Here is a 21,073-nt window from a genome sequence, read left to right on the forward strand (position 1 = left end):
CGGTAGGTACTACGTCGACCGACGACGAAGTCAGTCGCCCCAATAGCACTCCATACCCGTGCAATTGGGCGCGGCGCCGCTAGGGTCGGGAGAAGGGAGGTCACGCATGAGCACCCACACGCCCGATATCCAGATCGGTCCGCCCGCGAGAACCGTCCGGCACCGCAGCCGCCACCGGGTCCCGTCCTGGGCGCTGAAGGCGACGATGGCCGTCAGCGGCGCGCTCTGGGTAGGCTTCGTCGCCATCCATCTCTTCGGCAACCTCAAAGTCTTCCAAGGTGCCGCCGCCTTCAACGGCTACGCGGCCTGGCTCCGCGAGGCCTTCTATCCGATGCTGCCGAAGGAGTTCCTGCTCTGGGGGCTGCGGATCGCCCTGATCGTCGCGCTGGCCGCGCACGTCTTGTCCGCAGCCGTCATCTGGTGGCGCGCCCGCCTGGCCAGGGGCCCGCACCGGGCCAGGATCAATGGGGCGCGCTCCTGGGGCTCCTGGTTGATGCCGGTCACCGGTGTCGTCCTGCTCGGCTTCCTCATCGTGCACCTGCTCGACCTGACGCTCGGCCTCGCCCCGACGGCGACCCAGGCGTTCGCGCATCCTGCCGACGGCGAAGCGTTCGCCTACGAAAACCTGGTGGCCTCCTTCCACCGGCCACTGATGGCGTGGTTCTACATCGCGACGATGGTGCTTCTTGCCGCCCACACCGCTAAGGGGGTCACGACCATGGCCGCCGACCTCGGGGTGATGGGCCACCGGCTCCGGGCGACCTTCACCGTCGTGGGCGGCCTGCTCGCCGTCGCGATCATGGTCGGCAACGCGGCCATCCCACTACTCGTCCAGGTCGGAGTGATCTCATGAAGTGGCCGCGTCGAAACACTCCCCCGGTCGGCGCGCCCGAGGTCGAGCCGAAGTGGCGGGCACCGCGCGTCACCGTCAGGGGCGCCCACACCGGCCGCACCCTCGACGGGGCGGTCCCGGATGGCGACCCCTCCACCGCCTGGGACCGGCGACGCTCTGAATACAAGCTGGTTAGCCCGCTGAACGCGAAACGGTTCACCGTCGTCGTCGTGGGCACCGGGCTGGCGGGCGCAGGCGCGGCCGCCGCCCTCGGCGAGCTCGGCTTCAAGGTGCACGCCTTCACGTATCACGACTCGCCAAGGCGGGCCCACTCGGTCGCCGCGCAGGGTGGCATCAACGCGGCCCGCGCCAGGAAGGTCGACGGCGACTCGCAGCGTCGGTTCGTGGTCGACACCGTCAAGGGCGGCGACTTCCGGGCCCGCGAATCTGAGGCGTACCGGCTGGCGCAGGAGTCGGTGCGGGTGATCGACCACATGTCGGCCATCGGTGCACCGTTCGCGCGTGAATACGGCGGCATGCTCGCCACCCGTTCCTTCGGGGGTGTGCAGGTGTCGCGCACCTATTACACGCGCGGGCAGACGGGCCAGCAGCTCCAGATCGCCGGCGCGCAGGCGTTGCAGCGGCAGGTCAAACTGGGCACGGTCGACCTGCATGACCGCGCCGAGATGCTTGACCTGATCATGGATGACGGCGTCTGCCGCGGCGTCGTGGTGCGCGATCTGGTCTCCGGCCAGGTGTGGGCGCAGCCTGCCCACGCCGTGATCCTGGCCACCGGTGGCTACGGCTCGGTGTACTTCCACTCGACGCTGGCGGTCAACTCGAACGCGACCGCGGTGTGGCGCGCCGCGAGGCAGGGAGCGTTCCTCTCGCATGCCTCGTTCGTGCAGTTCCACCCGACGGCGCTGCCGATCTCGACGCACTGGCAGTCGAAGAACATCCTGATGTCGGAGTCGCTGCGCAACGACGGCCGGATCTGGGTTCCCAAGAAGCCGGGCGACGACCGCGCCCCCGGCGACATCCCCGAGGCGGAGCGCGACTACTACCTTGAACGCAAGTATCCGTCGTTCGGGAACCTCTCGCCGCGCGACATCTCTTCGCGGGCCGCGAAGGAACAGATCGACTCGGGCCACGGCGTCGGGCCGCTGGCCAACTCCGTCTATCTCGACTTCTCGGACGCGCTCGCGGCGCACGGCCGCGAGACGATCGCGGCCCGTTACGGCAACCTGTTCGACATGTACGCCCACGCCACCGGCGAGGACCCCTACACGGTGCCGATGCGCATCGCGCCCGGCGCACACTTCACGATGGGCGGGTTGTGGTCCGACTACGACCAGATGACGTCGATCCCCGGCCTGTTCGTGGGCGGTGAGGCGAGTTGGGCCTACCACGGAGCGAACCGGCTGGGCGCAAACTCGCTGCTGTCGGCCTGCGTCGACGGCTGGTTCACCCTGCCGTTCTCGGTGCCCAACTACCTCGCAGGCCACCTCGGGGAGCGGCTTCCGGGGGCCGGCGACGCTTGCGTGCGCGACGCCGTCGCGCGGGTCACGACGCGAACCTCGGCACTGTTGGCCGTCAAGGGCAAGTTGGCGTCGTCGCACTTCCACCGCGAACTCGGCGAGATCATGTATCGCGGGGTCGGCGTCGAACGCACCGCCGAGGGCCTTGCCGCGGCGATCGACGACATCCACGACCTCAGGCACCGGTTCTGGCGTGAGGTGCGGGTGCCCGGCGAGGGACGGCAGCTGAACCAGGCGCTGGAGAAGGCGGGCCGGGTCGCCGACTTCCTCGAATTGGCCGAGCTGATGGCGGTCGACGCCCTCGACCGTCAGGAGAGTTGCGGCGCGCACTTCCGCAGCGAGTTCCAGGACGGCGGCGAGGCACGTCGCGACGACCAGCGCTGGGCCTTCGCTTCGGCTTGGGAGACCCGCGGCGCGTCCGGTGCCACGCACGACCTGCAGTTCACGCGGCACGCCGAACCGCTGGCGTTCGCCTCCGTCCCCCTGGCCACGAGGAGTTACAGGTGAAGCTCGACATTGAGGTTTGGCGGCAGGCATCCCCCGGGGCCAAGGGCCGGTTCGAGCGGCACAGCATCGACGGCGTCGAACCACACCTTTCGATCCTCGAGCTTCTCGACGCTCTCAACGAGCAGTTGATCGACTCGGGTCATGAACCGGTCGCGTTCGAATCCGACTGCCGCGAGGGGATCTGCGGGGCCTGCGGCGTCACCGTCGACGGCGCCGTCCACGGGCCCGAGAACAACGTGCCGAGCTGTCACCAACGGCTGGTGCACTACCGCGACGGCGCCACGATCCGGATCGAGCCGCTGCGCTCGGCATCTTTCCCGGTGTTGCGTGACCTCATCGTCGACCGTGGCGGCCTCGACGACATCATCCGGGCGGGTGGCACGGTCGCCGTCGATGCGGGCACAGCCCCGGACGCCGACGCCTTGCCGATTCCTGAGTCGACGGCCGAAACGGCCCTCGATTTCGCTGCCTGCATCGGCTGCGGGGCGTGCGTGGCGGCGTGTCCGAACGGGTCGGCGCACCTGTTCACCGGGGCGAAGCTGACGCATCTGGCGCTGCTGCCGATCCCGGCGTTGGAGCGGACGCGCCGGGCACGGAGCATGGTCGCGGAGGCGGATGGGTTGTTCGGCCCGTGTTCGCTGTATGGGGAGTGCGAACAGGCGTGCCCCGCGGGGATCCCGTTGACGGCCATAGCCGCCGTCAACCATGAAAGGCTCTTGGGAGGGCTTCGGAGAAGGCTCAACCGACGCGCTGGTTGAGCCAGGGGCGCCCACAGGTCGGTCGACAACACCCACCTACGCTTAACATCGCGATGTTGGTTCGTCCATGAACAAACATCACGATGTTAAGGCCAAAAGACCCGACTACAAGTCCCCGGGCAAGGTCGCCATGGTTTCGTCACGCCTCGCTCGTCCCTCACGAGGCGGCTCAACCACCGCATCTCGGCGTTTTGCTGGACCACCACTTTCATGAAACAAATCCTCAGTAGTGTCCCGAACAGAAATCTGCGAACGCCTACTGAAAGGCAACCCGATGGACACCATCACCGACTTCCTCAATTGGCTCAGCGGCATCGTCTGGGGTCCGTTCCTCCTGATCCCTCTGCTGCTGGGCACCGGCCTGTACCTGACCATCAGGCTGGGTGGCATCCAGTTCATCCGCCTGGGCGCATCGTTGCGGCTTGGTCTGCTGAAGCGAAAGGACCCTGGGTCCGAGGGAGACATCTCCCAGTTCCAGGCCCTGACGACGGCATTGGCCGCCACCGTCGGCACCGGCAATATCGTCGGCGTGGCCACGGCCATCGCGATCGGCGGCCCGGGCGCCCTGTTCTGGATGTGGGTCACCGGCCTGCTCGGGATGGCGTCCAAATACTCGGAGGCCTTCCTCGGCGTGCGGTTCCGCACCACGGACTCGGCAGGTGAACGCAACGGCGGCCCGCAGCAGTATCTGGAGAAGGGCATCAAGGGCCCGGTCGGCAAGATCCTCGGCTGGTCGTTCACGGTCTTCGCGGTGATCGCCTCGTTCGGTATCGGGAACCTCACGCAGGCCAACTCCATCGCAGCCAACATGGACCGAAGCTTCGGCCTGCCGACGTGGATGAGCGGTGTTCTGATGCTGGCGATCGCGATGCTGGTACTGGTCGGCGGCATCAAGTCGATCGGCAAGGTGACCGCAGGATTCGTGCCAATCATGATCGTGTTCTACGTCATCGGCGCGCTCGTGATCCTGTTCATCAACATTCAGGACCTTCCCGCCGCCCTCGCACTGATCTTCACCGACGCGTTCACCGGATCTGCCGCCGTCGGCGGTTTCCTCGGTTCGTCGCTGATCATCGCCATCCAATACGGTGTCGCGCGCGGCATCTTCTCCAACGAATCCGGCATGGGATCGGCCGCGATCGCCGCGGCGGCGGCACAGACCAGCCACCCGGTTCGCCAAGGCCTGGTTTCAATGACCCAGACGTTCATCGACACGATCATCGTGGTGTCCATGACCGGCCTGGTGATCGTCACCACCGGCACCTACCACCAGGTCGACGAGGCCGGCGAGCAGATCTCCGCTTCCCTGATGACCGGCGAGGCTTTCACGCACGGGCTGCCCGGCGAATGGGGCCACTGGATCGTCACCATTGCGCTGGTGATGTTAGCCTTCTCCACGATCCTCGGCTGGGCCTACTACGGCGAACGAAACATCGAGAGGCTCTTCGGCCGCCGTGCAGTGATGCCCTTCCGCGTCTTCTTCTCGTTGATCACCTACGTCGGCGCCACCACGACCCTCGAGGCCGTCTGGGCGTTCTCCGACGTGGCCAACGGCCTGATGGCGCTGCCCAACCTGCTCGGCCTGATCATCTTGTCCGGCCTGATCGTGCGTGAGACCAGGGCTTATCTGAAGCATGACCCGAAACTCGAGGCGACCACTGCAGAGATCGAGCAGTTCATGGTCGGTGAGCCCGGCTGGGCCGAGTGGAAGGCCCTCGAAGGCCAGCCTGTGAGCGAAGCTGGGGAGACGGTGCCCCCTACGCCGACATCGTAGTGGGTTGGCGCCCGTCAAGGATCGGCGGGCGCCGAAGGCGGCTCCGGCAGCAGGGACCCGGACCGGTTCTCCTCCCCCCAGAGTATGAACGGTCCGAGCCCTGCCGACCCCCCGCGGAAGGCGCGGGCCGGGCTGAACCGGTTGTCCCACATCCCCCCGAACGTGTAATGGACAACTGCGGTGCAGCGTAACTGAAACATAGCCCGTGGTGGGGTCATTCGCCAGACCTTTCGGAGACGTCAGACAAGTTGTCTCGAAGACGGTCCAATTCGGTGATCATCCGGGCCGCAGCCGAGGGCTCGGCCCCATGGGCGGCCGGGGTCGTCGGGGTGGCACGGCACGGCGCCTGAAGCCCGGCCCTCTTCCAGGCGGTAGGCTCCCGGCATGGGCGGCGAGTTGGAGCGAAGCGAATCGGGACGCCACATCGTGGCCAGACGTTGGGGCACGGTTGTCCGAAGCAATGACACCGGTCGGCCCGTCGCGGTCTACCGAGCCGACAGCCCATGGGGCTCGCTAGCCGCCCTCACCGCCGCCCGGGGGAACTCGATGCCGCGATCTCCACCGCTGAGCTTGCCGATGCCCCTCGATCGCTCGCCGCGCTGCGGGCCGCGACGCAGGCCCTTGATGACGAGATCGAAGTGGTGCGGGGAGTCACGCAGGAACAGCTGCGGGCAAACGGCGGATCGGCGTGACCCCGTCGCCTTTCGGCGCCTCGGACGGCGGGTCAGACTGCAAGGTCGAGCGGCAGGTCTGCAATGTCGCGCAGCCGCTTGCCGTCGACCAGATGCCCAAGCATCGAGATTCCCTCATCGTTGCCTGTCGCCTCGACGCCATCTATGAGTTCGGGAAGGGCAAAGTGGTAGATGACGTCCAGATCACCTGTTCCGAGCGCCAACGACGCCAGCCGGGATGGCGACGGTTCACCGGTGACGACGGCGATGTGAGGGGTACGACCCTTCCGGTTGCGGATCAGGTTGAGCGCCTCTGACCGGGCGTTTTGTGCCCGGTCGGAGCGCAGAGTCCATTTGCAGCTCACCACCGCATGGACGATCGCCCTGTCCTGGTTCGCCCTCCTGATCACCGCATGACGGGCGCTGAAGCGGTCAACAAGTTCGAGTTGACGGTTGATGACTTCGTCTGTCTCCGGCTCACGTGTGATGAGCACGTCCGGGGAGATCTCGTAGGAATTGCCCAGAACCGAGATGAGGGTCGGAGATTTTTCGATTGCGCGTGCCAACTCATCGAGATGCGAATAGGGCTCGTATCTGGCTAGGTGGTACTCACCTCTCTGGCCTCCGACGTTCTCCACATGCCACTTTCCGGGGCGAAGGCTCTGCATCAGGGGAAAAGTCTGCTCAAGGAAGCTCTGCACCGCCACCTCGAACTGACGGCCTGCCTGTTGTCCCGGCAGCTTCTTGGGACCCTGCCGCGCGCCCAGACCCCTGGCGATGAAAGCGGCGATCTCCCTGGAAGTCCGTTGGGAACCGTCTGCGTTGGATGCGATCCCCGCCTCGTCGAGCATCAGCGTGCGGTCCTCGACGAGTTGCCGGTGAAAGCCCCTGCGCGCCTCAGTCAATAGCGCGCTCATCAGGCGACCGCGTGCAACCGTTGCGCGGTGATCGCCTTAGCTATCTGTCTGCCCACCGCCTTGGCCACGGGTGGCGGAAACGCGTTGCCAACCTGCCGGTAGGAGTTCGTCTTGCGACCGGCAAACTCCCACTCATCCGGGAAGCCCTGGACGCGTGCCGCCATGCGCACTGTCAGTCTCGGCATCCCGACGAAACCAGGCTCCGGAGCCTCTTCCGCGATGGTCCTACCCTCGACTCCGAGCGCGGCCCATGCGCGCCTGGCCCTGGTCGGGCCAAGATCCGGTCCACCATGCTTCTTCGACCCCCCGACGAGTGTGGGCGCGATGGCGTTGGCCCCCTCCGCCCAGGCTGCGGCCTGTTCCCAACCGCGCTCCCCCATGAGGTCAAGCAGCAATTGCCCGACCGTCGGTGGCAGATCCAACTGCTCCGAAGGCCAGACAAAGCCGTCGGCCAAGTCGTTCTTGATCGCTACGAAGACCACCCTCGGCCGCAACTGGGAGACGCCGAACCCAGACGCGTTGAGCAGTTTCCAACCTGGGCGGTAGCCCAGCTTCACAAGTTGTTGCTCGACTTTGTTGCGGTAGTCGTCGAACACCGCGTCGAGCAGGCCGCGGACGTTCTCGAGCATGACGGCCTTCGGTCGGATCTCGTCGACCAACCGGATAGCGGTGGGGAACAGGTCGCGCTCGTCCCCTTCACCCAGTTGCTTACCGGCCTTGCTGAACGGCGGGCACGGCACCCCGCCAGCCAACAGGTCCACACCCGCGTAGTCCTTGCCTGACCAGTCGAGGAGATTCGCCTCCGTCACATTCCAGGACTCACCGCGATTGATGCGGAGCGTGCGGCAAGCCCACGGATCCAGCTCTACGGTCGCCAGATGGTCGAAACCGGCGCCTTCAAGGCCCAAGGCCTGGCCCCCGGCTCCAGTGCAGATTTCCACCGAGGTGAGGGACATCGCGGGTCCTCCTAGCTGCCTTCGTGACTGAGACGACAGCCTACCGGGCACCAGTGACATCTCTGCCCTCGATCATCCTCCTGCCAACGACCACCTCCGGCGGCTAGGCTCCGCGCATGCACCGTGACGTTGGCACCTACCGCGCCGAGACAGACAGTCAAGCATGACGATCCACAGCTCGCATCCATTCCTCCCGCCCCCAGAGGACCGCGACCCGGTCCGCCGGCTAAGGGGGCGGCTGCCCGCGCCGGTGAGCGTATGGACCAGCTCGAACGGCCCTATCCGCGGCGGCTGGACCATCTCCTCCATGCTGGTGGCCGACGGCGACCCCGGGGAACTGGTAGCGCTCGTCAACGAGGACGCCGACTGGTGGGACCTGTTCCGAAAGACGAGGCTGGCTTGCGTCAACGTGCTCGCTTCGAGGCAGAGTCGGGTGTCTGAGGTGTTTGCCCGCGTGGCGCCGTCGCCGGGTGGCCCGTTCCGGACCGGCGAGTGGGTCGACTCTGCGTACGGCCCTCGGCTGGCTGACGCCGCCGCCTGGGTGGGGGTCCGCCTCGTCGACGCCGACCCGGAGCATTCGGGGTGGGGGCTGCTGGTCCGCGCACGGATCGAATCGGTGGATCTCGCTGAGGGCAGGATCGCGCTGCAACATCTGGGCGGCCACTACTCCTGAGACAATCGGCCATGGACCACGAAGCACTCGATTTAGCGGCGGCCACGCACAACTTCAGTGGTGTCGTCACCGTCGATGTCGGCGACCGCCGCGCGCTCGAGCGCTGCTACGGTTCGGCGCACCGCGCCCTCGGGGTGCCGAACACCTCGACCACCCGGTTCGCAATGGCCAGCGGCAGCAAGACGTTCACCGCGTGCGCGGTCATGCGGCTGGTGGAACGGGGCCCGCTGGCGCTCGACGAACCGGCCCGGCGCTACCTGCAGGGCGACCTTCCACTGATCGACGACGCCGTCACAATCGAGCAATTGCTCGGCCACACCTCCGGGATCGGCGACTACCTCGACGAGAACGGCGACTGGGAGGTGGACGACTACGTACTCCCGGTGCCGGTACACACCCTCACAACCGCCGAATCGTTCCTCGCCGTCGTCGACGGCTTCCCTCAGCAGGCTCCACCCGGGGCGCGCTTCGTCTATTGCAACGGCGGCTACATCGTGTTGGCCATCATCCTTGAGCGGGTGACGGGCAAGGCATTCCAACAGGTCGTGGCGGACGAGGTGCTCGCCCCCGCCGGGCTCACACGCACCGGCTACCTCCGATCAGACGAACTTCCTGGAGATGCCGCGGTCGGCTATATCTACACAGAAGGCGACCGGAGCAACGTCTTTCACCTGCCCGTGCTCGGCAACGGGGACGGCGGCGCCTACACGACCGCGTCCGACCTCCACCTGTTCTGGAGGGCGCTGTGCCGAGGCGACATCGTCTCCAGCGGGACGCTCGCCGAGATGACCCGGCCCCGCGTGGACGTACCAGAGGAGGGGTTGCGCTACGGCCTCGGCATGTGGCTCCACCCGTCAGATCCCGCGGTCGTGATGGAGGGCTATGACGCGGGCGTGTCGTTCCGCTCCACCCACGACCCGGCCGCTGCGACCACCGTCAGCGTGCTGGGCAACACCTCGGAAGGCGCCTGGCCGGTGATCGCGCACCTGGAGGAACTGTGGCCGGAGCTCGTCCCAGGCTGAGCGGCGTGGAGGGGCCCGCGTGCCTCCCCGGCCGTGCGGTTTCCTATGATCATTGCCCGTGAGCACAGTCGAAGCCCCAGCACGCATCGTCGATCCGGTCGACGCCGTACCTCCAGTACCCAAGCTGGCGGTGTTGGGTGTCCAGCACGTCCTGGCCTTCTACGCGGGTGCCGTGATCGTCCCGTTGGTCATCGCGCAGGGCCTCGGGCTGTCCCCCGAGGACACCATCCACCTGATCAACGCGGACCTCTTCACCTGCGGCATCGCGTCCATCATCCAGTCGGCCGGCCTCGGCCGACACATCGGCGTCCGGCTCCCGCTGCTCCAGGGCGTGACGTTCACCGCCGTCTCGCCGATCATCGCGATCGGTCTGGCATACGGCGGAGGCACCGACGGCCTCGCCCAGGTCTACGGCTCGATCATCATCGCCGGACTCGTCACATTCTTCGGGGCCCCCTACTTTGCGAAACTGCTTCGCTTCTTCCCACCGGTTGTGACGGGCACCCTCCTGACGATCATGGGCACCACCCTGATCGGGGTGGCGGCTGGCGACGTTGTGAGTTGGGGCCAGGCCGACGAAGCCATGATGGGCCCCGGGTTGCTCTACGCATTCGGGACGCTCGCCGTCATCGTCGCCGTGCAGCGGATCTTCAAGGGCTTCATGGCCACCATCTCCGTCCTGATCGGCCTCGTCCTGGGCACCGCTGTCGCTGCACTGCTCGGCCACACAGACTTCTCAGGGGTAGCCTCGGCCGCCCCGATCGGGCTCACGACCCCCTTCTTCTTCGGCTGGCCAGCGTTCTCGCTGGCCGGGGCCGTGTCGATGATCATCGTCATGGCGATCACCGCCGTGGAGACGACCGGGGACGTCTTCGCTACCGGCGAGGTGGTCGGCAAGCGGATCACCCCACGCCACATCTCCAACGCGCTACGTGCTGACGGCCTGTCGACCGCGCTCGGTGGCGTGCTGAACTCGTTCCCTTACACCTGTTTCGCCCAGAATGTCGGCCTGGTGCGGCTGACCCGTGTCAAGTCGCGCTGGGTGGTCACGGCGGCGGGCGCCATCATGATCGTGCTCGGCCTGATCCCAAAGGCGGGCGCCATCGTCGCCGCCATCCCCGCGCCCGTCCTGGGTGGCGCTTCGCTGGCGATGTTCGCCAACGTCGCGGTCGTCGGAATCCAGACGCTCGGGAAAGCCGACCTGCACGACAACCGCAACGCGGTGATCGTCTCCACTTCCATCGGCCTTGCGATGCTTGTCACCCTCCAGCCCGGGATCGCCGACGCCGTGCCGTCATGGCTGTCGATCATCTTCGGCTCAGGCGTCACCCTCGGCGCGATCGTCGCGATCCTGCTGAACCTGGTCTTCTTCCACCTCGGCAGGAAGACCGGCCCGGATGTCGCCCTGTCCGGGGGCCGACCGGTGCGTCTCGATGAGGTGAACAAGATGACGCGGGAAGAGTTCTGCGAGACCTTCGGCTCACTCTTCCCGGTCACCTGGCCGGTGGATCGGGCCTGGGAACAGCGGCCGTTTGAAGATACCCAGGCCTTGCGTGCCGCGTTCCAGAGCGCGGTCCTTTCGGCTGATGAGGACGAGAAACGAGCCTTGGTGGGCAGCTACCATGACATCGCCGAGCTGCTCCTGACCGATCCGGAGAGCGCGCCGGACGACGTCATCGCGCTCCAGGAAACCGGGTCGCTGGCCGTCGACCGCCTGGATGACCGGGACCGCTCGGAGATCGCCGCCGTCAGCGAGGCGTACCGGGCGCGGCACTCCATGAGGTGGGTGGTGTGTCTGGCGAATCTCGCGGACCGTGGTCAGTTGGTCGAAGAGGGGTGGCGCCGGGTGGCCAACTCGTCGGAGCGGGAGTTGGTGACGGCCATCGGCGAGGTGGGCGACATCGCCGACGCCCGGTTCGACGCGCTCGTCGCGGACGCGAACCCGATCCGCTCGGCCTGGATCCGGAAGTTCGAGCAACTGGCCTAGTCAGGCACGATTCCGGGCCGCCCCCTTCACCGCGCCTCGGGCTCGGGTGGCACCGCGGCAGTGCGGTAGTACTCCAGGAACTCGGCGTACTCACGGTTGACCTCGCGAGCCCGCTCTGTCTTGCTGATCTGGTTCGAGGCGGTCGAGGCGTTATCAGGCACGATCATCTGGCTGGCCTCGCCGAAGTACTCGAACGCCCGCCGATGCCTGTCGCACCAGGCCGACTGCCGCTCATCGAGGTAGCCGTAGGCGAACACCATCCCCGAGAACGGCTACGAGGCCACGAACACCGAAACCGGCGTGGACTTACGCGTGACCCGGCCGACCAGACCCATCCTGGTGCCCGCCCAATCGACCTGCATCGTATGCCCCGGCACGTGACTGATCGGCATCGTCAGATCGTTCGCCCGCACATGAGAGGTCACGATCTGACAGAACCGCTCATACCCGTAATGACGTACCCCGGCCGGTGCCTCGGACTGCAGATAGCGCGCCCACAGCACCTTCAACGGCGGCTTCCTGCGGCCGAGCCTGGCAGCGGTCACCCCCTAACAGTGCTACCGGATACCCACACCCCTGCTACCACTTCGTTACACAAGCGCTGCCCAAAGCGCCGACTCAACAGACTCCGACCTGGCGGGCGACGCCTACCCGCTGGGGGCCCGAGGTGGGTGGAGCCGCCACCGCCGTATGGCACGACGTTTTCTGCCGTCCTATAGTCCGCAGTACTGGATGACGTGACTGGCATGTTGGTGTCTCCGAGGATGGCCGCAAGGCTGCCGCAGCGCCACCAAGATGCGCTGGCCGGAGCGATCTTCATATCCGACGCGGCGGGGACCTCAAGATGATCCTTGGCAACACCGCCGTGGTCGAAGAGCGCACCCCTCGATCTGACTCACCTGAGCAAAGACCGCATCGGTGAATGCGAAGTTGTAACCCGGATGCTCCCCAACGACCGCAGGACGTCAGCGGCGACGATAAGTGCGGATTAGGAGGGCGGCCGGTTCTTCGGGTCGATCGCCTCAGCGATGAGGACCGTCCTGATGAAGCCAATAGCTCTCAGCGTGGCAAGGGTGGAGACTCCGACAGCCCCGAGGGCAATCACCCATGCGTAAGTCTCGCTCGCTGCGGCGACCGGGATGGCGATCAGCGCCGCGAGTGCGCAAAGTAGAACCACGGTGACAACCCATGACCAGATGCCGCGTAGTTCTCGTCCGAAGTGGGCGCGCATCCTGACCGTTGCAGGTGCCTGCGACTGATAGACCATGCCACAGGCGAACGTGACCAGTGCGGCCATGATAGAGATCACCGCCGACCCCGCGCTTGCGAACTCACTCGCCTTCGCGAGAACAGCGCCCGGGAGGAAGAACGCGATCGCACCCAGAACTCCACCCAGGAGGTCTGTTGCCACGTTTCGACCCCACAAGCGTTTCACGTGGTTCACCCCCCTCGTTGTCTAGGACTCAGCAGCGATTACGGCCTCTTGGATCTGATCATGCATCTTGCCACCGACAGTTTCGAATGCCTCCACCAGCAATCCTAGATCCACACCCCCACCCAGTAGTGGCAGGTCGAAGGACACCGCAACGTTGTGCTCCATGAGGTCGAGCATCTCCTGCTCCTCGGTTGTGACCTGGAGCTTTGTGGCCGTTGCGCTCAGTTCTTCGGGCTTGATGAGGTTGCGCAGGTTGCGCATGTTTACGCGACGTTTGGAGGGGTTTCTTACTCGAATGACGCGCAAACGGAGCCGTCCCCGCACCAAGGAAAGGCCCGATGACGGAGAAGACGCAGAACCCAGGCGTGTGGACCGCGGATCTGGCCGAGGCGTTCAAGCCGGCGATCTACAACGTGATGATTGTGGCCGAGAAGTTCCAAACCGGCTTCGACCAGCCACGCCTGGTGGCGATGTACGTCGACAAGAAGCTCGGCGGCGTGCAGGCTGTGCAGACCCTGTCCCGCCTGAACCGCACCTACCCGGGCAAGGACAAGACGTTCGTGCTCGACTTCGTCAACGAACCCGAGGCGATCCTTGAGGTGTTCCTGCCGTACTACCGCAAGGCCACACTCACCGCGACCACGGACCCCAACCTCGTCTACGACCTCAAGACCAAGCTCGACTCGGCCGGCATCTACGACTGGTCCGAGGTCGAGCAAGCATTCGCCGCTGCCCTCGCGGGCGGGGTCGAGGCCAACAGCGCACTCCACGCCGCCACAGAGCCCGCCGTCAAGCGGTTCACCAAACGCTGGCAAGAGGCATTCATCCACGACGACCGGACAGTGATGGACGAGCTGAAGCTGTTCAAGTCCGACGCCGGCGGCTTCGTGAAGTTCTACGACTTCATCTCCCAGGCCCGCAACCTCGAGGACACCGAGCTACCCAGGCTGCACTTCTTCCTCCGCCGGACCCTGCCCAGACTGTCGACCGCGACCATCGAGGAACCGGTCGACATCTCCCAGGTCAAACTGACCGGCTACACCATCGCCAAGGGCGACTCCGTCAAGCTCACCCTCACTGAGGGGCCGGGCCTGGACCCGATCACCGCCATCGGCTCCGGCACCATCCACGAGAAGCACCGTAGCGCCCTCGAGGAGATCATCGCCAAGCTCAACGAACGCTTCGGCGACAAGTACGGGCCCGGCGTCGTCGCCGGCACCATGTCCAACATCGTCGTCCACCTCGCGCACGACGAGACCCTCGCCAACCAGGCTCGCGTCAACACCGCGCAGCAGTTCAGCGAATCGCCGGCCCTGCCCACGGCTTTCATCGACGCCGTGATGGGCGTCCGCGACCAGACTCCCCAGCTCGTTTACGACCTCTTCAACGACCCCGATCTGTACCAGGAACTGTCGAAGGCATTGCCGGCCATGTTGTACGAGCACCTGCACACCGCCACGTAGGCCAGGTAAGCGCACCTCCCTCGGACGACTGATCCTCATCAGGCTGACTGATGCAGGTCCTCGGATGCGCGTGCTGTTGCGAGGATCGACCTAGCCGTCGAGCCGCCTGCTCGCCCTTCCGTCGGTGACCTCCTCCAAGCGGACGACGGAGCATCCGGGTTCCGTAGCCGCAGACGCAGCGAACCACGGCTTCACCTGGCACGGCTGCCTAGCTCCGCCTCGTCTCGTCCCCCCTGACCTTGAAGTCCCACACACCTCCTGCACTCTCGGATCGCGCTGTGGCCAAGGCCGGTTCGGGTTCTAGGGGGTATGACGGCGTCCCTGCATAAGCTGACCGCCGGGTCGGGCTATGACTACCTGACTCGGCAGGTCGCCGCCATGGACTCCACCGAGAAGGGCCACGCGTCGCTGACGTCGTACTACACCGAGAAGGGTGAGGTTCCCGGCCGCTGGGTCGGCAACGGCCTCCAAGCGCTGGAGGTGGAGCCGGGGTCGGCAGTGTCGGCTGAGCAGATGCAGTCGCTGTTCGGGGCAGGGTTCCACCCGGACATGGCCGCTCGTCTGGCTGCCTTGCCGGTCGGCGCGACGCGCGAGCAGGTCCGTGCCGCGGCCCGACTGGGGTCACCGTTTCGGGTCCATGCCGCGGCCAGCGCGTTTCAGCAGGAGGTCGCGACGAGGTGCTCGGTGTGGGCGGTCGAGCACGGTCTCGCAGCGGATGAGTCGGTGCCGTTGGAGGTCCGCGCGCGGGTCCGTAACGAGGTCGCGACGGAGGGTTTCGCGGCGCGGATGGGTCGGCCGCCGAGCGGGTTGGAGCTGTCGTCGGAGGTGGCCCGCCTGTCGCGGAACGCGACGACGGCTTGCGCGGGGTTCGATGTGACGTTCACGCCGGTGAAGTCGGTCTCGGCGTTGTGGGCGGTCGCCCCAACGCCGATCGCCGCGCAGATTGAGGAGGCTCACAACGCGGCCATCGCTGACGCTCTGGCCTATCTGGAGGAGCGGGTCCTGTTCTCGCGCAGGGGTGCGGGCGGGGTGCGGCAGGTGGAGGTCACCGGCCTGATCGCCGCGGCGTTCACGCATCGCGATTCGCGGGCGGGGGATCCGAATCTTCACACCCATGTGGCGATCGCGAACAAGGTTCAGACGCTCGACGGCGCCTGGTTGGCGATCGACGGCCGACCGTTGTTCGCCGGGTTGGTGAGCATCTCGGAGGTCTACAACACCCAGCTGGAGGCCCACCTCGCCGCCCGCCTGGGTGTGCGGTTCGCCGCCGAGACTGCGCGCGATCCGGCGAAGCGACCGGTGCGCGAGATCGTCGGGGTCCCCGCCCAGTTGAGGGAGGCATGGTCCAGCCGCAGGGCCGCGATCGTGGCCCGCCAGGCTGAGCTCGCCGTCAACTTCCAGCACGCGCATGGCCGTCCGCCAACACCGGCCGAAGCGATCGCCCTGGCGCAACAGGCCACCTTGGAGACCCGCCAGGCGAAGCACGAACCCCGCACCCTCGACGAGCAGCGCAGCGCCTGGGCCGCGCAAGCAGCGGCGGTCCTCGGCGGCGACGGGGTGGCCCGGATGCTGGCTGACGTGACCGCCGCGGGCCGCGTGACCAGGCCAGCACCGACGGCAGAGTGGATCGACGAAGTGGCCGACGAAATCGTGACCCGGATGGGCCTGTCGCGGGCATCGTGGACAGTGTGGCACCTCCAGGCCGAAGCCTCCCGCCGAGCCCGGGAACGCGCCACCACACCCCAGCACGCGACCCAACTCACCGCCGATTTAGTGGCGGCGGCGACCGGCCGCTGTATCGCGTTGGAGGGATGGATCGACCCGATCAGCGACCCCCAAGTGCTGCGCCGCAGGGATGGGGAATCGGTGTACACCACGGTCGGGAGCCGCCGGTTCACCTCCACCGCCGTGATCGAAGCCGAACAGCACATCACCCACGCAGCGACCCTCCTCGACGGCCGACAAGCCAGCGAAGCCGACGTGTCACTCGCCCTCCTGGAGGCGACCGCCAACGGCATCAACCTGACCCCGGGCCAGGTCGCGTTGGTGCGTCAGATGGCCACCAGCGGCCGCCGGGTCCAGCTCGCCCTCGCCGCCGCCGGCTCCGGTAAAACCACCGCCCTGGCAACGCTCGGGCACGCGTGGGAGGAGATTGGTGGCAGGGTGGTCGGGCTCGCTCCCTCGGCGGTCGCCGCGCGCCTGCTGGCCGATCACGTCGGCCACGCCACCACCCTGGCGAAGGTCGACTGGGACCTCCACCACCACCGACGCGCAGCCGAGACTCTGATCGGCCCGGACACGCTGCTGATCGTCGACGAGGCGGGCATGGCCGACACACCGACGTTGGCCGCCGTGATCGGATTCGCCATCCAACGGGGCGCATCGGTGCGGCTGATCGGGGACGATCAGCAGCTCGCCGCCGTCGGCGCCGGCGGGGTGCTGCGCGACCTCGCCCACACCCACCCCGCCGTCCACTTGACCGAAGTGTTGCGGTTCAACGACCCAGCCGAAGCCGCCGCATCGTTGGCGCTACGCGACGGCCGACCCGAGGCGCTGGGCTTCTACCTCGACCAGCAACGCATCCACGCCGGCTCGGACGAAACCGTCCTCCGCGACGCCCTCAACGCCTGGCTTACCGACAAGGCAGCCGGGCTCGACACGGTGATGCTGGCCGGCACCCGCGACCAGGTCACCCAACTCAACCAGTGGGCCCGCGACCACCGCCTGAGCGCCACCCACGACACCAGCGAGGGTCCGGTTGCGGTGCTGTCGGACGGAAATGTGGCCTCGGTCGGGGACGTGATCGTCACCCGACTCAACGACCGACGCCTCTCGATCAGCGCCACCGACTGGGTGAAGAACGGCGACCGATGGACCGTCACCGGAGTCGACCCGGCAGGCGCGATCCACGCCCACCACCTCCACACCGGGCTGCGAATCACCCTCCCCCCGACCTACGTGACCGAGAACGTGGAGTTGGGCTATGCGGTGACCGTCCACGGCGACCAAGGCATCACCGTCGACACGACCCACACCGTCCTCACCGGGACGGAGACCCGGCAGCAGCTTTACGTCGCGATGAGCCGCGGCCGACAGGCGAACCACGCCTACATCCAGGTCATCGACGGCGGCGGCGAGAACTCCCCCATCCACCCCACCACCCTGCGGCCCGTCACCGCCGTCGACATCCTCGAGCAGGTCCTCGCCCGCGACGGATCAGCCCGCTCCGTCACCACCGAAACCCGCCAAACCGCCGACCCCCACACCCGCCTCGGCCTCGCGGTGGCCCGCTACAGCGACGCGCTGAGCGTCGCCGTCGAACACCTCCACGCCGACACCGCCCGCGAACTGGACCAGCACGCCGACGAGGTCGTGGACCAACTCACCTCCAGCCCCGCCTGGCCCACCCTGCGCGCCCATCTGCTCCTCCTCTCCGCCACCGGCGACACGGGGCCCTCACCCCTACAGCTGCTCCGTGACGCGGTCGACGCGCGGGAACTGTCCACCGCCCACGACCCGGCCGCGGTGCTGACCTGGCGACTCCCCCACCCCAACACGACGGGGCCACTCCCCTGGCTCACCGGCATCCCCCAAAGCCTCGCCGATCACGACCAGTGGGGCCCCTACCTCACCGCCCGCCACGACCAGGTGCGCGCTTTCGCCGCCGACGTCCGAGCCGCCACCGCAACCATCAGCCAGCCGGTATGGGCGCTACCGGGACAGACTCTCACCTCGTCGACTGTGGCAGAGGTGGAAGTGTGGCGGGCAGCCTGGCAGGTCGAACCCGCCGACCGCCGCCCCACCGGACCCGCCCAGCTCGGCGCCGCCGCGCACCACTGGCAACAACACCTCACCGAGCGGCTCCGACCCGCCCACCCCGTCTCGATCTGGACCGACCTGCTGCGCGACATCCGTGACGATCTCCCCCGTGACCCCTACGCCACCGTGCTGGCGCATCGCCTCGCCGCCCTGCACACTGCTGGCGTCCCCGTCACCGAGCACCTCGCCGCGGCCGTCGCCGACGGGCCGCTGCCGGCGGAACAACCCGCCGCGGCTCTGTGGTGGCGGCTGGCCCGACACCTCGCCGCCGCCGACGGCCCCACCCTCCCCGCCTGGGAAGGATCGCTGGTGAATCGACTGGGCTACGGGGCGGCCGCGGAGCTGGAGGCCAGCCCCTGGTGGCCGCACCTGGCAGCCGCGCTCACCCACGCCACCGACCACGGACTCAACCTCGAGGATCTGATCGCCCCCGTGCCCGACATCTCGGGGTTCGACGACGCATGTCAGGCGATGCTGTGGCGCGCCCACCAGGCCACCGCCATCCCACCCGAGGAAGTGGAGCCGCCGCACCCCGATGAGCTGCCGCCCGACGGGATCGATCACATCGACTGGTCTACCCGCACCGCCGACCTCGCCGAAGCCGCGCGGCTGCGGGAGCGCACCGACCCCGACTTCACCGACATCGAAATGCGGCAGGGATTCGCGGCCGCCGACCGCTGGGCCGAGACCCCCCACACCCCGCAACGCCTCGCCCAGGTCACCGAGGCGGCGGCCGGGTTCTTCGAGGCCCAGCTGCCCGGCTCGTGGAGCCGCAGCTACTTCTCGGAGAGGTTCGGTCAGGATCTGGCCGGCGACCCGCGGTTCCGGATCGGGCACGCGCCCGCGGGCTGGACGACGCTGGTCAGTGCGCTGCGGAAGCAAGGATTCGACACCGCGGAACTGCTCGCCGCAGGGGTGGCCACGACCACCCGGCAGGGCACTGTGATCGATCGCTTCCGCGACCGCGCCATCCTCCCCATCCACCATGAAGGCGTCATCGTCGGGTTCGTGGGCCGCCGGCACCCCGACGCCGGCGACGACCACGGCGCGAAATACTTGAACAGCCCCGCCGGCGCCTTGTTCGCCAAACGCGACGTGCTGTTCGGCCACCAGCTCCTCACGCCGGAGGCTGTGCCGGTGATCGTCGAAGGGCCGATCGACGCGATCGCCGTCACCCTCGCCGGCCAAGGTGCCTTCGTCGGCGTCGCACCACTGGGCACCGCCCTGATGCCGGAGCAGACGCTGCTGCTACGCCGGGGACCGACACCGCTCATCGCCACCGACGCCGACAACGCCGGCCACGTCGCAGCCGAGAACACCTTCTGGCAGCTGGCCCAGCACCGCCACGACCCCCACCGCCTACTCCTGCCAACCGGCAGCGACCCCGCGCAGCTGCTCGAACAGGACGGCCCCGACGCCCTCCACGACGCCCTGGCCACGGCCACCACACTTCAGGGTGAACAGATGATCCATGACCGGATAACGTTCCTCACCCCCGCCGACGCCGCCCTGCAGATCGCCCAGATCCTCGCCGCCCGCCCGGCGGTCGATCTCCCGGTTCAGGCGTTCGGCGGGGTTGTTCGACCAAATCTGGGTCCAGCCGTCCTTGGGGAACGTCGCGAACGCGAGCACGTCGGCCCGGGCCTGCTCGAGGTGCTCCGCGACTTCGGGGAGCTTCTCGCTCGTGTAGTCCAGCAGCCGGTCGAACTGCGCCTCCACGGATGCGGCGTCGGGCTGGTCATAGACGGAGTGGAGCATCGCCTTCACGGCCGGCCACATGCTCTTCGGCGTGACGCTCATGAGGTTGGCGGAGTAGTGGGTTCGGCAGCGCTGCCACGATGCTCCGGGCAGGTTCGCTGCGATGGCCTCCACCAGCCCGGCGTGGGCGTCGGAAGTGACCAGTCGGACGCCTGCCAGGCCGCGGGCGACCAGGTCGGCGAAGAACGTGTTCCACGCGCTGCAGGTTTCGGAGGTGGCGACCTGCAAACCGAGGACTTCGCGGTGGCCGTCGCCGTTGACCCCGGTCGCGACCAACGCGACGGCGTTGATCACCCTGCCCCCTTCACGCACTTTCATGGTGAGCGCGTCGGCTGCGACGAACGTGAACGGACCCGCCTCGCCCAGAGGGCGGTGTCGGAACTGCGCGACGTGCTCATCGAGGTCAGCAGCCATCCGGGACACCTGTGACTTCGACAGGCCGTCGATGCCGAGGGTTTTGACGAGTTTGTCCATCCGGCGGGTGGAGACTCCGGCGAGGTAGCAGTCGGCGATCACCGTGATCAGCGCCGCTTCGGCACGTTTGCGACGCTCCAGTAGCCATTCGGGGAAGTTACCCCTGGGGAAAGGGGAGGGTGAGGACGTCTTCTATCTCTCAGCCAGAGGAGGATCAGTTGAACTCCGCCTCGACCCAGACGCCAACACAAGGCAGGTCGTCCCGAAGAACGCCATCAACTACTCGGGCAGCCTGACGGTCGTCACACGGAACAGCAGTCCCAATCCTGGTGCGGTCCTGCTGCGCTGGTTCAACGTGACGATCAGCTTTGAGGGGCTGGACGACGACGGGAGACTCGTCATCAAAGTGACCCGCGAACCCTGAACCACCTCCCACCGAGCCGCTGGACATCAGCAGCAGCGAGGTGAACCCAGCAACGACACCCATGGCATCAGCAAGAGACATGGTGACGAGGAACCCGATGCCACAGCAGTCGGCGCTGAGCGAAG

At 67.3% G+C, this 21,073-nt stretch carries 16 protein-coding genes and 2 pseudogenes; 11 read left to right on the forward strand and 7 right to left on the reverse strand.

Annotation, left to right across the window (positions count from 1 at the left end):
* Positions 1–106 precede the first annotated feature (106 nt).
* From BUC15_RS01910 to BUC15_RS01930, 5 genes are all read left to right on the forward strand, one after another.
* On the forward strand, positions 107–853 hold the full coding sequence (locus BUC15_RS01910; RefSeq protein WP_217652076.1) for a succinate dehydrogenase cytochrome b subunit: 747 nt from the start codon (positions 107–109) through the stop codon (positions 851–853).
* Positions 850–2,877 carry a fumarate reductase/succinate dehydrogenase flavoprotein subunit gene (locus BUC15_RS01915; RefSeq protein WP_073185879.1) on the forward strand — a complete coding sequence of 676 codons (2,028 nt, stop codon included), beginning with the start codon at positions 850–852 and terminating at the stop codon, positions 2,875–2,877. The genes BUC15_RS01910 and BUC15_RS01915 overlap by 4 nt, the downstream gene beginning before the upstream one ends.
* Entirely contained in the window at positions 2,874–3,635 is a 762-nt protein-coding gene (locus BUC15_RS01920; RefSeq protein WP_073185880.1) for a succinate dehydrogenase/fumarate reductase iron-sulfur subunit, read from the forward strand. The genes BUC15_RS01915 and BUC15_RS01920 overlap by 4 nt, the downstream gene beginning before the upstream one ends.
* Before the next feature lie 274 nt (positions 3,636–3,909).
* Complete coding sequence (locus BUC15_RS01925) at positions 3,910–5,409, forward strand: alanine/glycine:cation symporter family protein (protein WP_073185881.1); 1,500 nt, start codon at positions 3,910–3,912, stop codon at positions 5,407–5,409.
* Between the two features lie 503 nt (positions 5,410–5,912).
* Positions 5,913–6,101 (forward strand): hypothetical protein, encoded by a 189-nt coding sequence (locus tag BUC15_RS01930; RefSeq protein ID WP_073185882.1) that lies wholly within the window; start codon positions 5,913–5,915, stop codon positions 6,099–6,101.
* A 32-nt stretch (positions 6,102–6,133) separates the two neighbouring features.
* Here BUC15_RS01930 and BUC15_RS01935 read toward each other — a convergent pair whose 3' ends face one another.
* The gene (locus BUC15_RS01935; protein ID WP_073185883.1) at positions 6,134–6,997 is read right to left on the reverse strand and encodes an NgoMIV family type II restriction endonuclease; all 864 of its coding nucleotides are present in this window, start codon (positions 6,995–6,997) and stop codon (positions 6,134–6,136) included.
* Positions 6,997–7,953 (reverse strand): DNA cytosine methyltransferase, encoded by a 957-nt coding sequence (locus tag BUC15_RS01940; protein WP_073185884.1) that lies wholly within the window; start codon positions 7,951–7,953, stop codon positions 6,997–6,999. Before BUC15_RS01940 ends, BUC15_RS01935 begins: the two co-directional genes overlap by 1 nt.
* 163 nt (positions 7,954–8,116) lie before the next feature.
* Between BUC15_RS01940 and BUC15_RS01945 the strand changes: the two genes are divergently transcribed.
* Genes BUC15_RS01945 through BUC15_RS01955 form a run of 3 tightly spaced genes read left to right on the forward strand, consistent with a single transcriptional unit; the run spans position 8,117 to position 11,635 of the window.
* A complete protein-coding gene (locus tag BUC15_RS01945; protein ID WP_073185885.1) occupies positions 8,117–8,626 on the forward strand; it encodes a flavin reductase family protein in 510 nt (169 codons plus the stop codon).
* A gap of 11 nt (positions 8,627–8,637) precedes the next feature.
* Positions 8,638–9,648 (forward strand): serine hydrolase domain-containing protein, encoded by a 1,011-nt coding sequence (locus BUC15_RS01950; protein WP_073185886.1) that lies wholly within the window; start codon positions 8,638–8,640, stop codon positions 9,646–9,648.
* Positions 9,649–9,706: 58 nt separating this feature from the next.
* Entirely contained in the window at positions 9,707–11,635 is a 1,929-nt protein-coding gene (locus tag BUC15_RS01955; RefSeq protein ID WP_245787852.1) for a solute carrier family 23 protein, read from the forward strand.
* Positions 11,636–11,661: 26 nt separating this feature from the next.
* On the opposite strand, the gene BUC15_RS19750 is transcribed toward BUC15_RS01955, so the two are convergent.
* The 4 genes from BUC15_RS19750 to BUC15_RS01975 form a co-directional block, all read right to left on the reverse strand.
* Positions 11,662–11,895 carry a hypothetical protein gene (locus BUC15_RS19750; RefSeq protein WP_073185887.1) on the reverse strand — a complete coding sequence of 78 codons (234 nt, stop codon included), beginning with the start codon at positions 11,893–11,895 and terminating at the stop codon, positions 11,662–11,664.
* A gap of 12 nt (positions 11,896–11,907) precedes the next feature.
* Entirely contained in the window at positions 11,908–12,180 is a 273-nt protein-coding gene (locus BUC15_RS19755) for a hypothetical protein (protein WP_175558219.1), read from the reverse strand.
* 443 nt (positions 12,181–12,623) lie between these two features.
* Positions 12,624–13,046, reverse strand: a complete 423-nt coding sequence (locus BUC15_RS01970; RefSeq protein WP_139280054.1) for a hypothetical protein — start codon at positions 13,044–13,046, stop codon at positions 12,624–12,626.
* A 45-nt stretch (positions 13,047–13,091) separates the two neighbouring features.
* Positions 13,092–13,331, reverse strand: a complete 240-nt coding sequence (locus BUC15_RS01975) for a hypothetical protein (protein WP_073185890.1) — start codon at positions 13,329–13,331, stop codon at positions 13,092–13,094.
* A 77-nt stretch (positions 13,332–13,408) separates the two neighbouring features.
* On the opposite strand from BUC15_RS01975, the gene BUC15_RS01980 reads away from it, so the two are divergent.
* Positions 13,409–14,533, forward strand: a complete 1,125-nt coding sequence (locus BUC15_RS01980; RefSeq protein WP_073185891.1) for a type I restriction enzyme subunit R domain-containing protein — start codon at positions 13,409–13,411, stop codon at positions 14,531–14,533.
* A 309-nt stretch (positions 14,534–14,842) separates the two neighbouring features.
* A pseudogene (gene mobF, locus BUC15_RS18960) lies at positions 14,843–19,735 on the forward strand (MobF family relaxase); the annotation flags it as partial.
* A 156-nt stretch (positions 19,736–19,891) separates the two neighbouring features.
* Here mobF and BUC15_RS20630 read toward each other — a convergent pair.
* Positions 19,892–20,680, reverse strand: a pseudogene (locus BUC15_RS20630) (IS256 family transposase); the annotation flags it as partial.
* On the opposite strand from BUC15_RS20630, the gene BUC15_RS02010 reads away from it, so the two are divergent.
* Positions 20,628–20,948 carry a hypothetical protein gene (locus BUC15_RS02010; protein ID WP_073185892.1) on the forward strand — a complete coding sequence of 107 codons (321 nt, stop codon included), beginning with the start codon at positions 20,628–20,630 and terminating at the stop codon, positions 20,946–20,948. The pseudogene BUC15_RS20630 and the gene BUC15_RS02010 sit on opposite strands and share 53 nt — an antisense overlap.
* Positions 20,949–21,073 lie beyond the last annotated feature (125 nt).

Origin of the sequence: Tessaracoccus bendigoensis DSM 12906, from assembly GCF_900141915.1 — a bacterium.
In the GTDB taxonomy this organism is placed as follows: Bacteria; Actinomycetota; Actinomycetes; order Propionibacteriales; family Propionibacteriaceae; genus Arachnia; species Arachnia bendigoensis.

What these genes read in the sequence shown, in the direction of transcription:
- BUC15_RS01910 (WP_217652076.1), top strand. Translation starts at nt 107, where the DNA reads ATGAGCACCCACACGCCCGATATCCAGATCGGTCCGCCCGCGAGAACC.
- BUC15_RS01915 (WP_073185879.1), top strand. Translation starts at nt 850, where the DNA reads ATGAAGTGGCCGCGTCGAAACACTCCCCCGGTCGGCGCGCCCGAGGTC.
- BUC15_RS01925 (WP_073185881.1), top strand. Translation starts at nt 3,910, where the DNA reads ATGGACACCATCACCGACTTCCTCAATTGGCTCAGCGGCATCGTCTGG.
- BUC15_RS01930 (WP_073185882.1), top strand. Translation starts at nt 5,913, where the DNA reads ATGGGGCTCGCTAGCCGCCCTCACCGCCGCCCGGGGGAACTCGATGCC.
- BUC15_RS01935 (WP_073185883.1), bottom strand. Translation starts at nt 6,997, where the DNA reads ATGAGCGCGCTATTGACTGAGGCGCGCAGGGGCTTTCACCGGCAACTC.
- BUC15_RS01940 (WP_073185884.1), bottom strand. Translation starts at nt 7,953, where the DNA reads ATGTCCCTCACCTCGGTGGAAATCTGCACTGGAGCCGGGGGCCAGGCC.
- BUC15_RS01945 (WP_073185885.1), top strand. Translation starts at nt 8,117, where the DNA reads ATGACGATCCACAGCTCGCATCCATTCCTCCCGCCCCCAGAGGACCGC.
- BUC15_RS01950 (WP_073185886.1), top strand. Translation starts at nt 8,638, where the DNA reads ATGGACCACGAAGCACTCGATTTAGCGGCGGCCACGCACAACTTCAGT.
- BUC15_RS19750 (WP_073185887.1), bottom strand. Translation starts at nt 11,895, where the DNA reads ATGGTGTTCGCCTACGGCTACCTCGATGAGCGGCAGTCGGCCTGGTGC.
- BUC15_RS01975 (WP_073185890.1), bottom strand. Translation starts at nt 13,331, where the DNA reads ATGCGCAACCTGCGCAACCTCATCAAGCCCGAAGAACTGAGCGCAACG.
- BUC15_RS01980 (WP_073185891.1), top strand. Translation starts at nt 13,409, where the DNA reads ATGACGGAGAAGACGCAGAACCCAGGCGTGTGGACCGCGGATCTGGCC.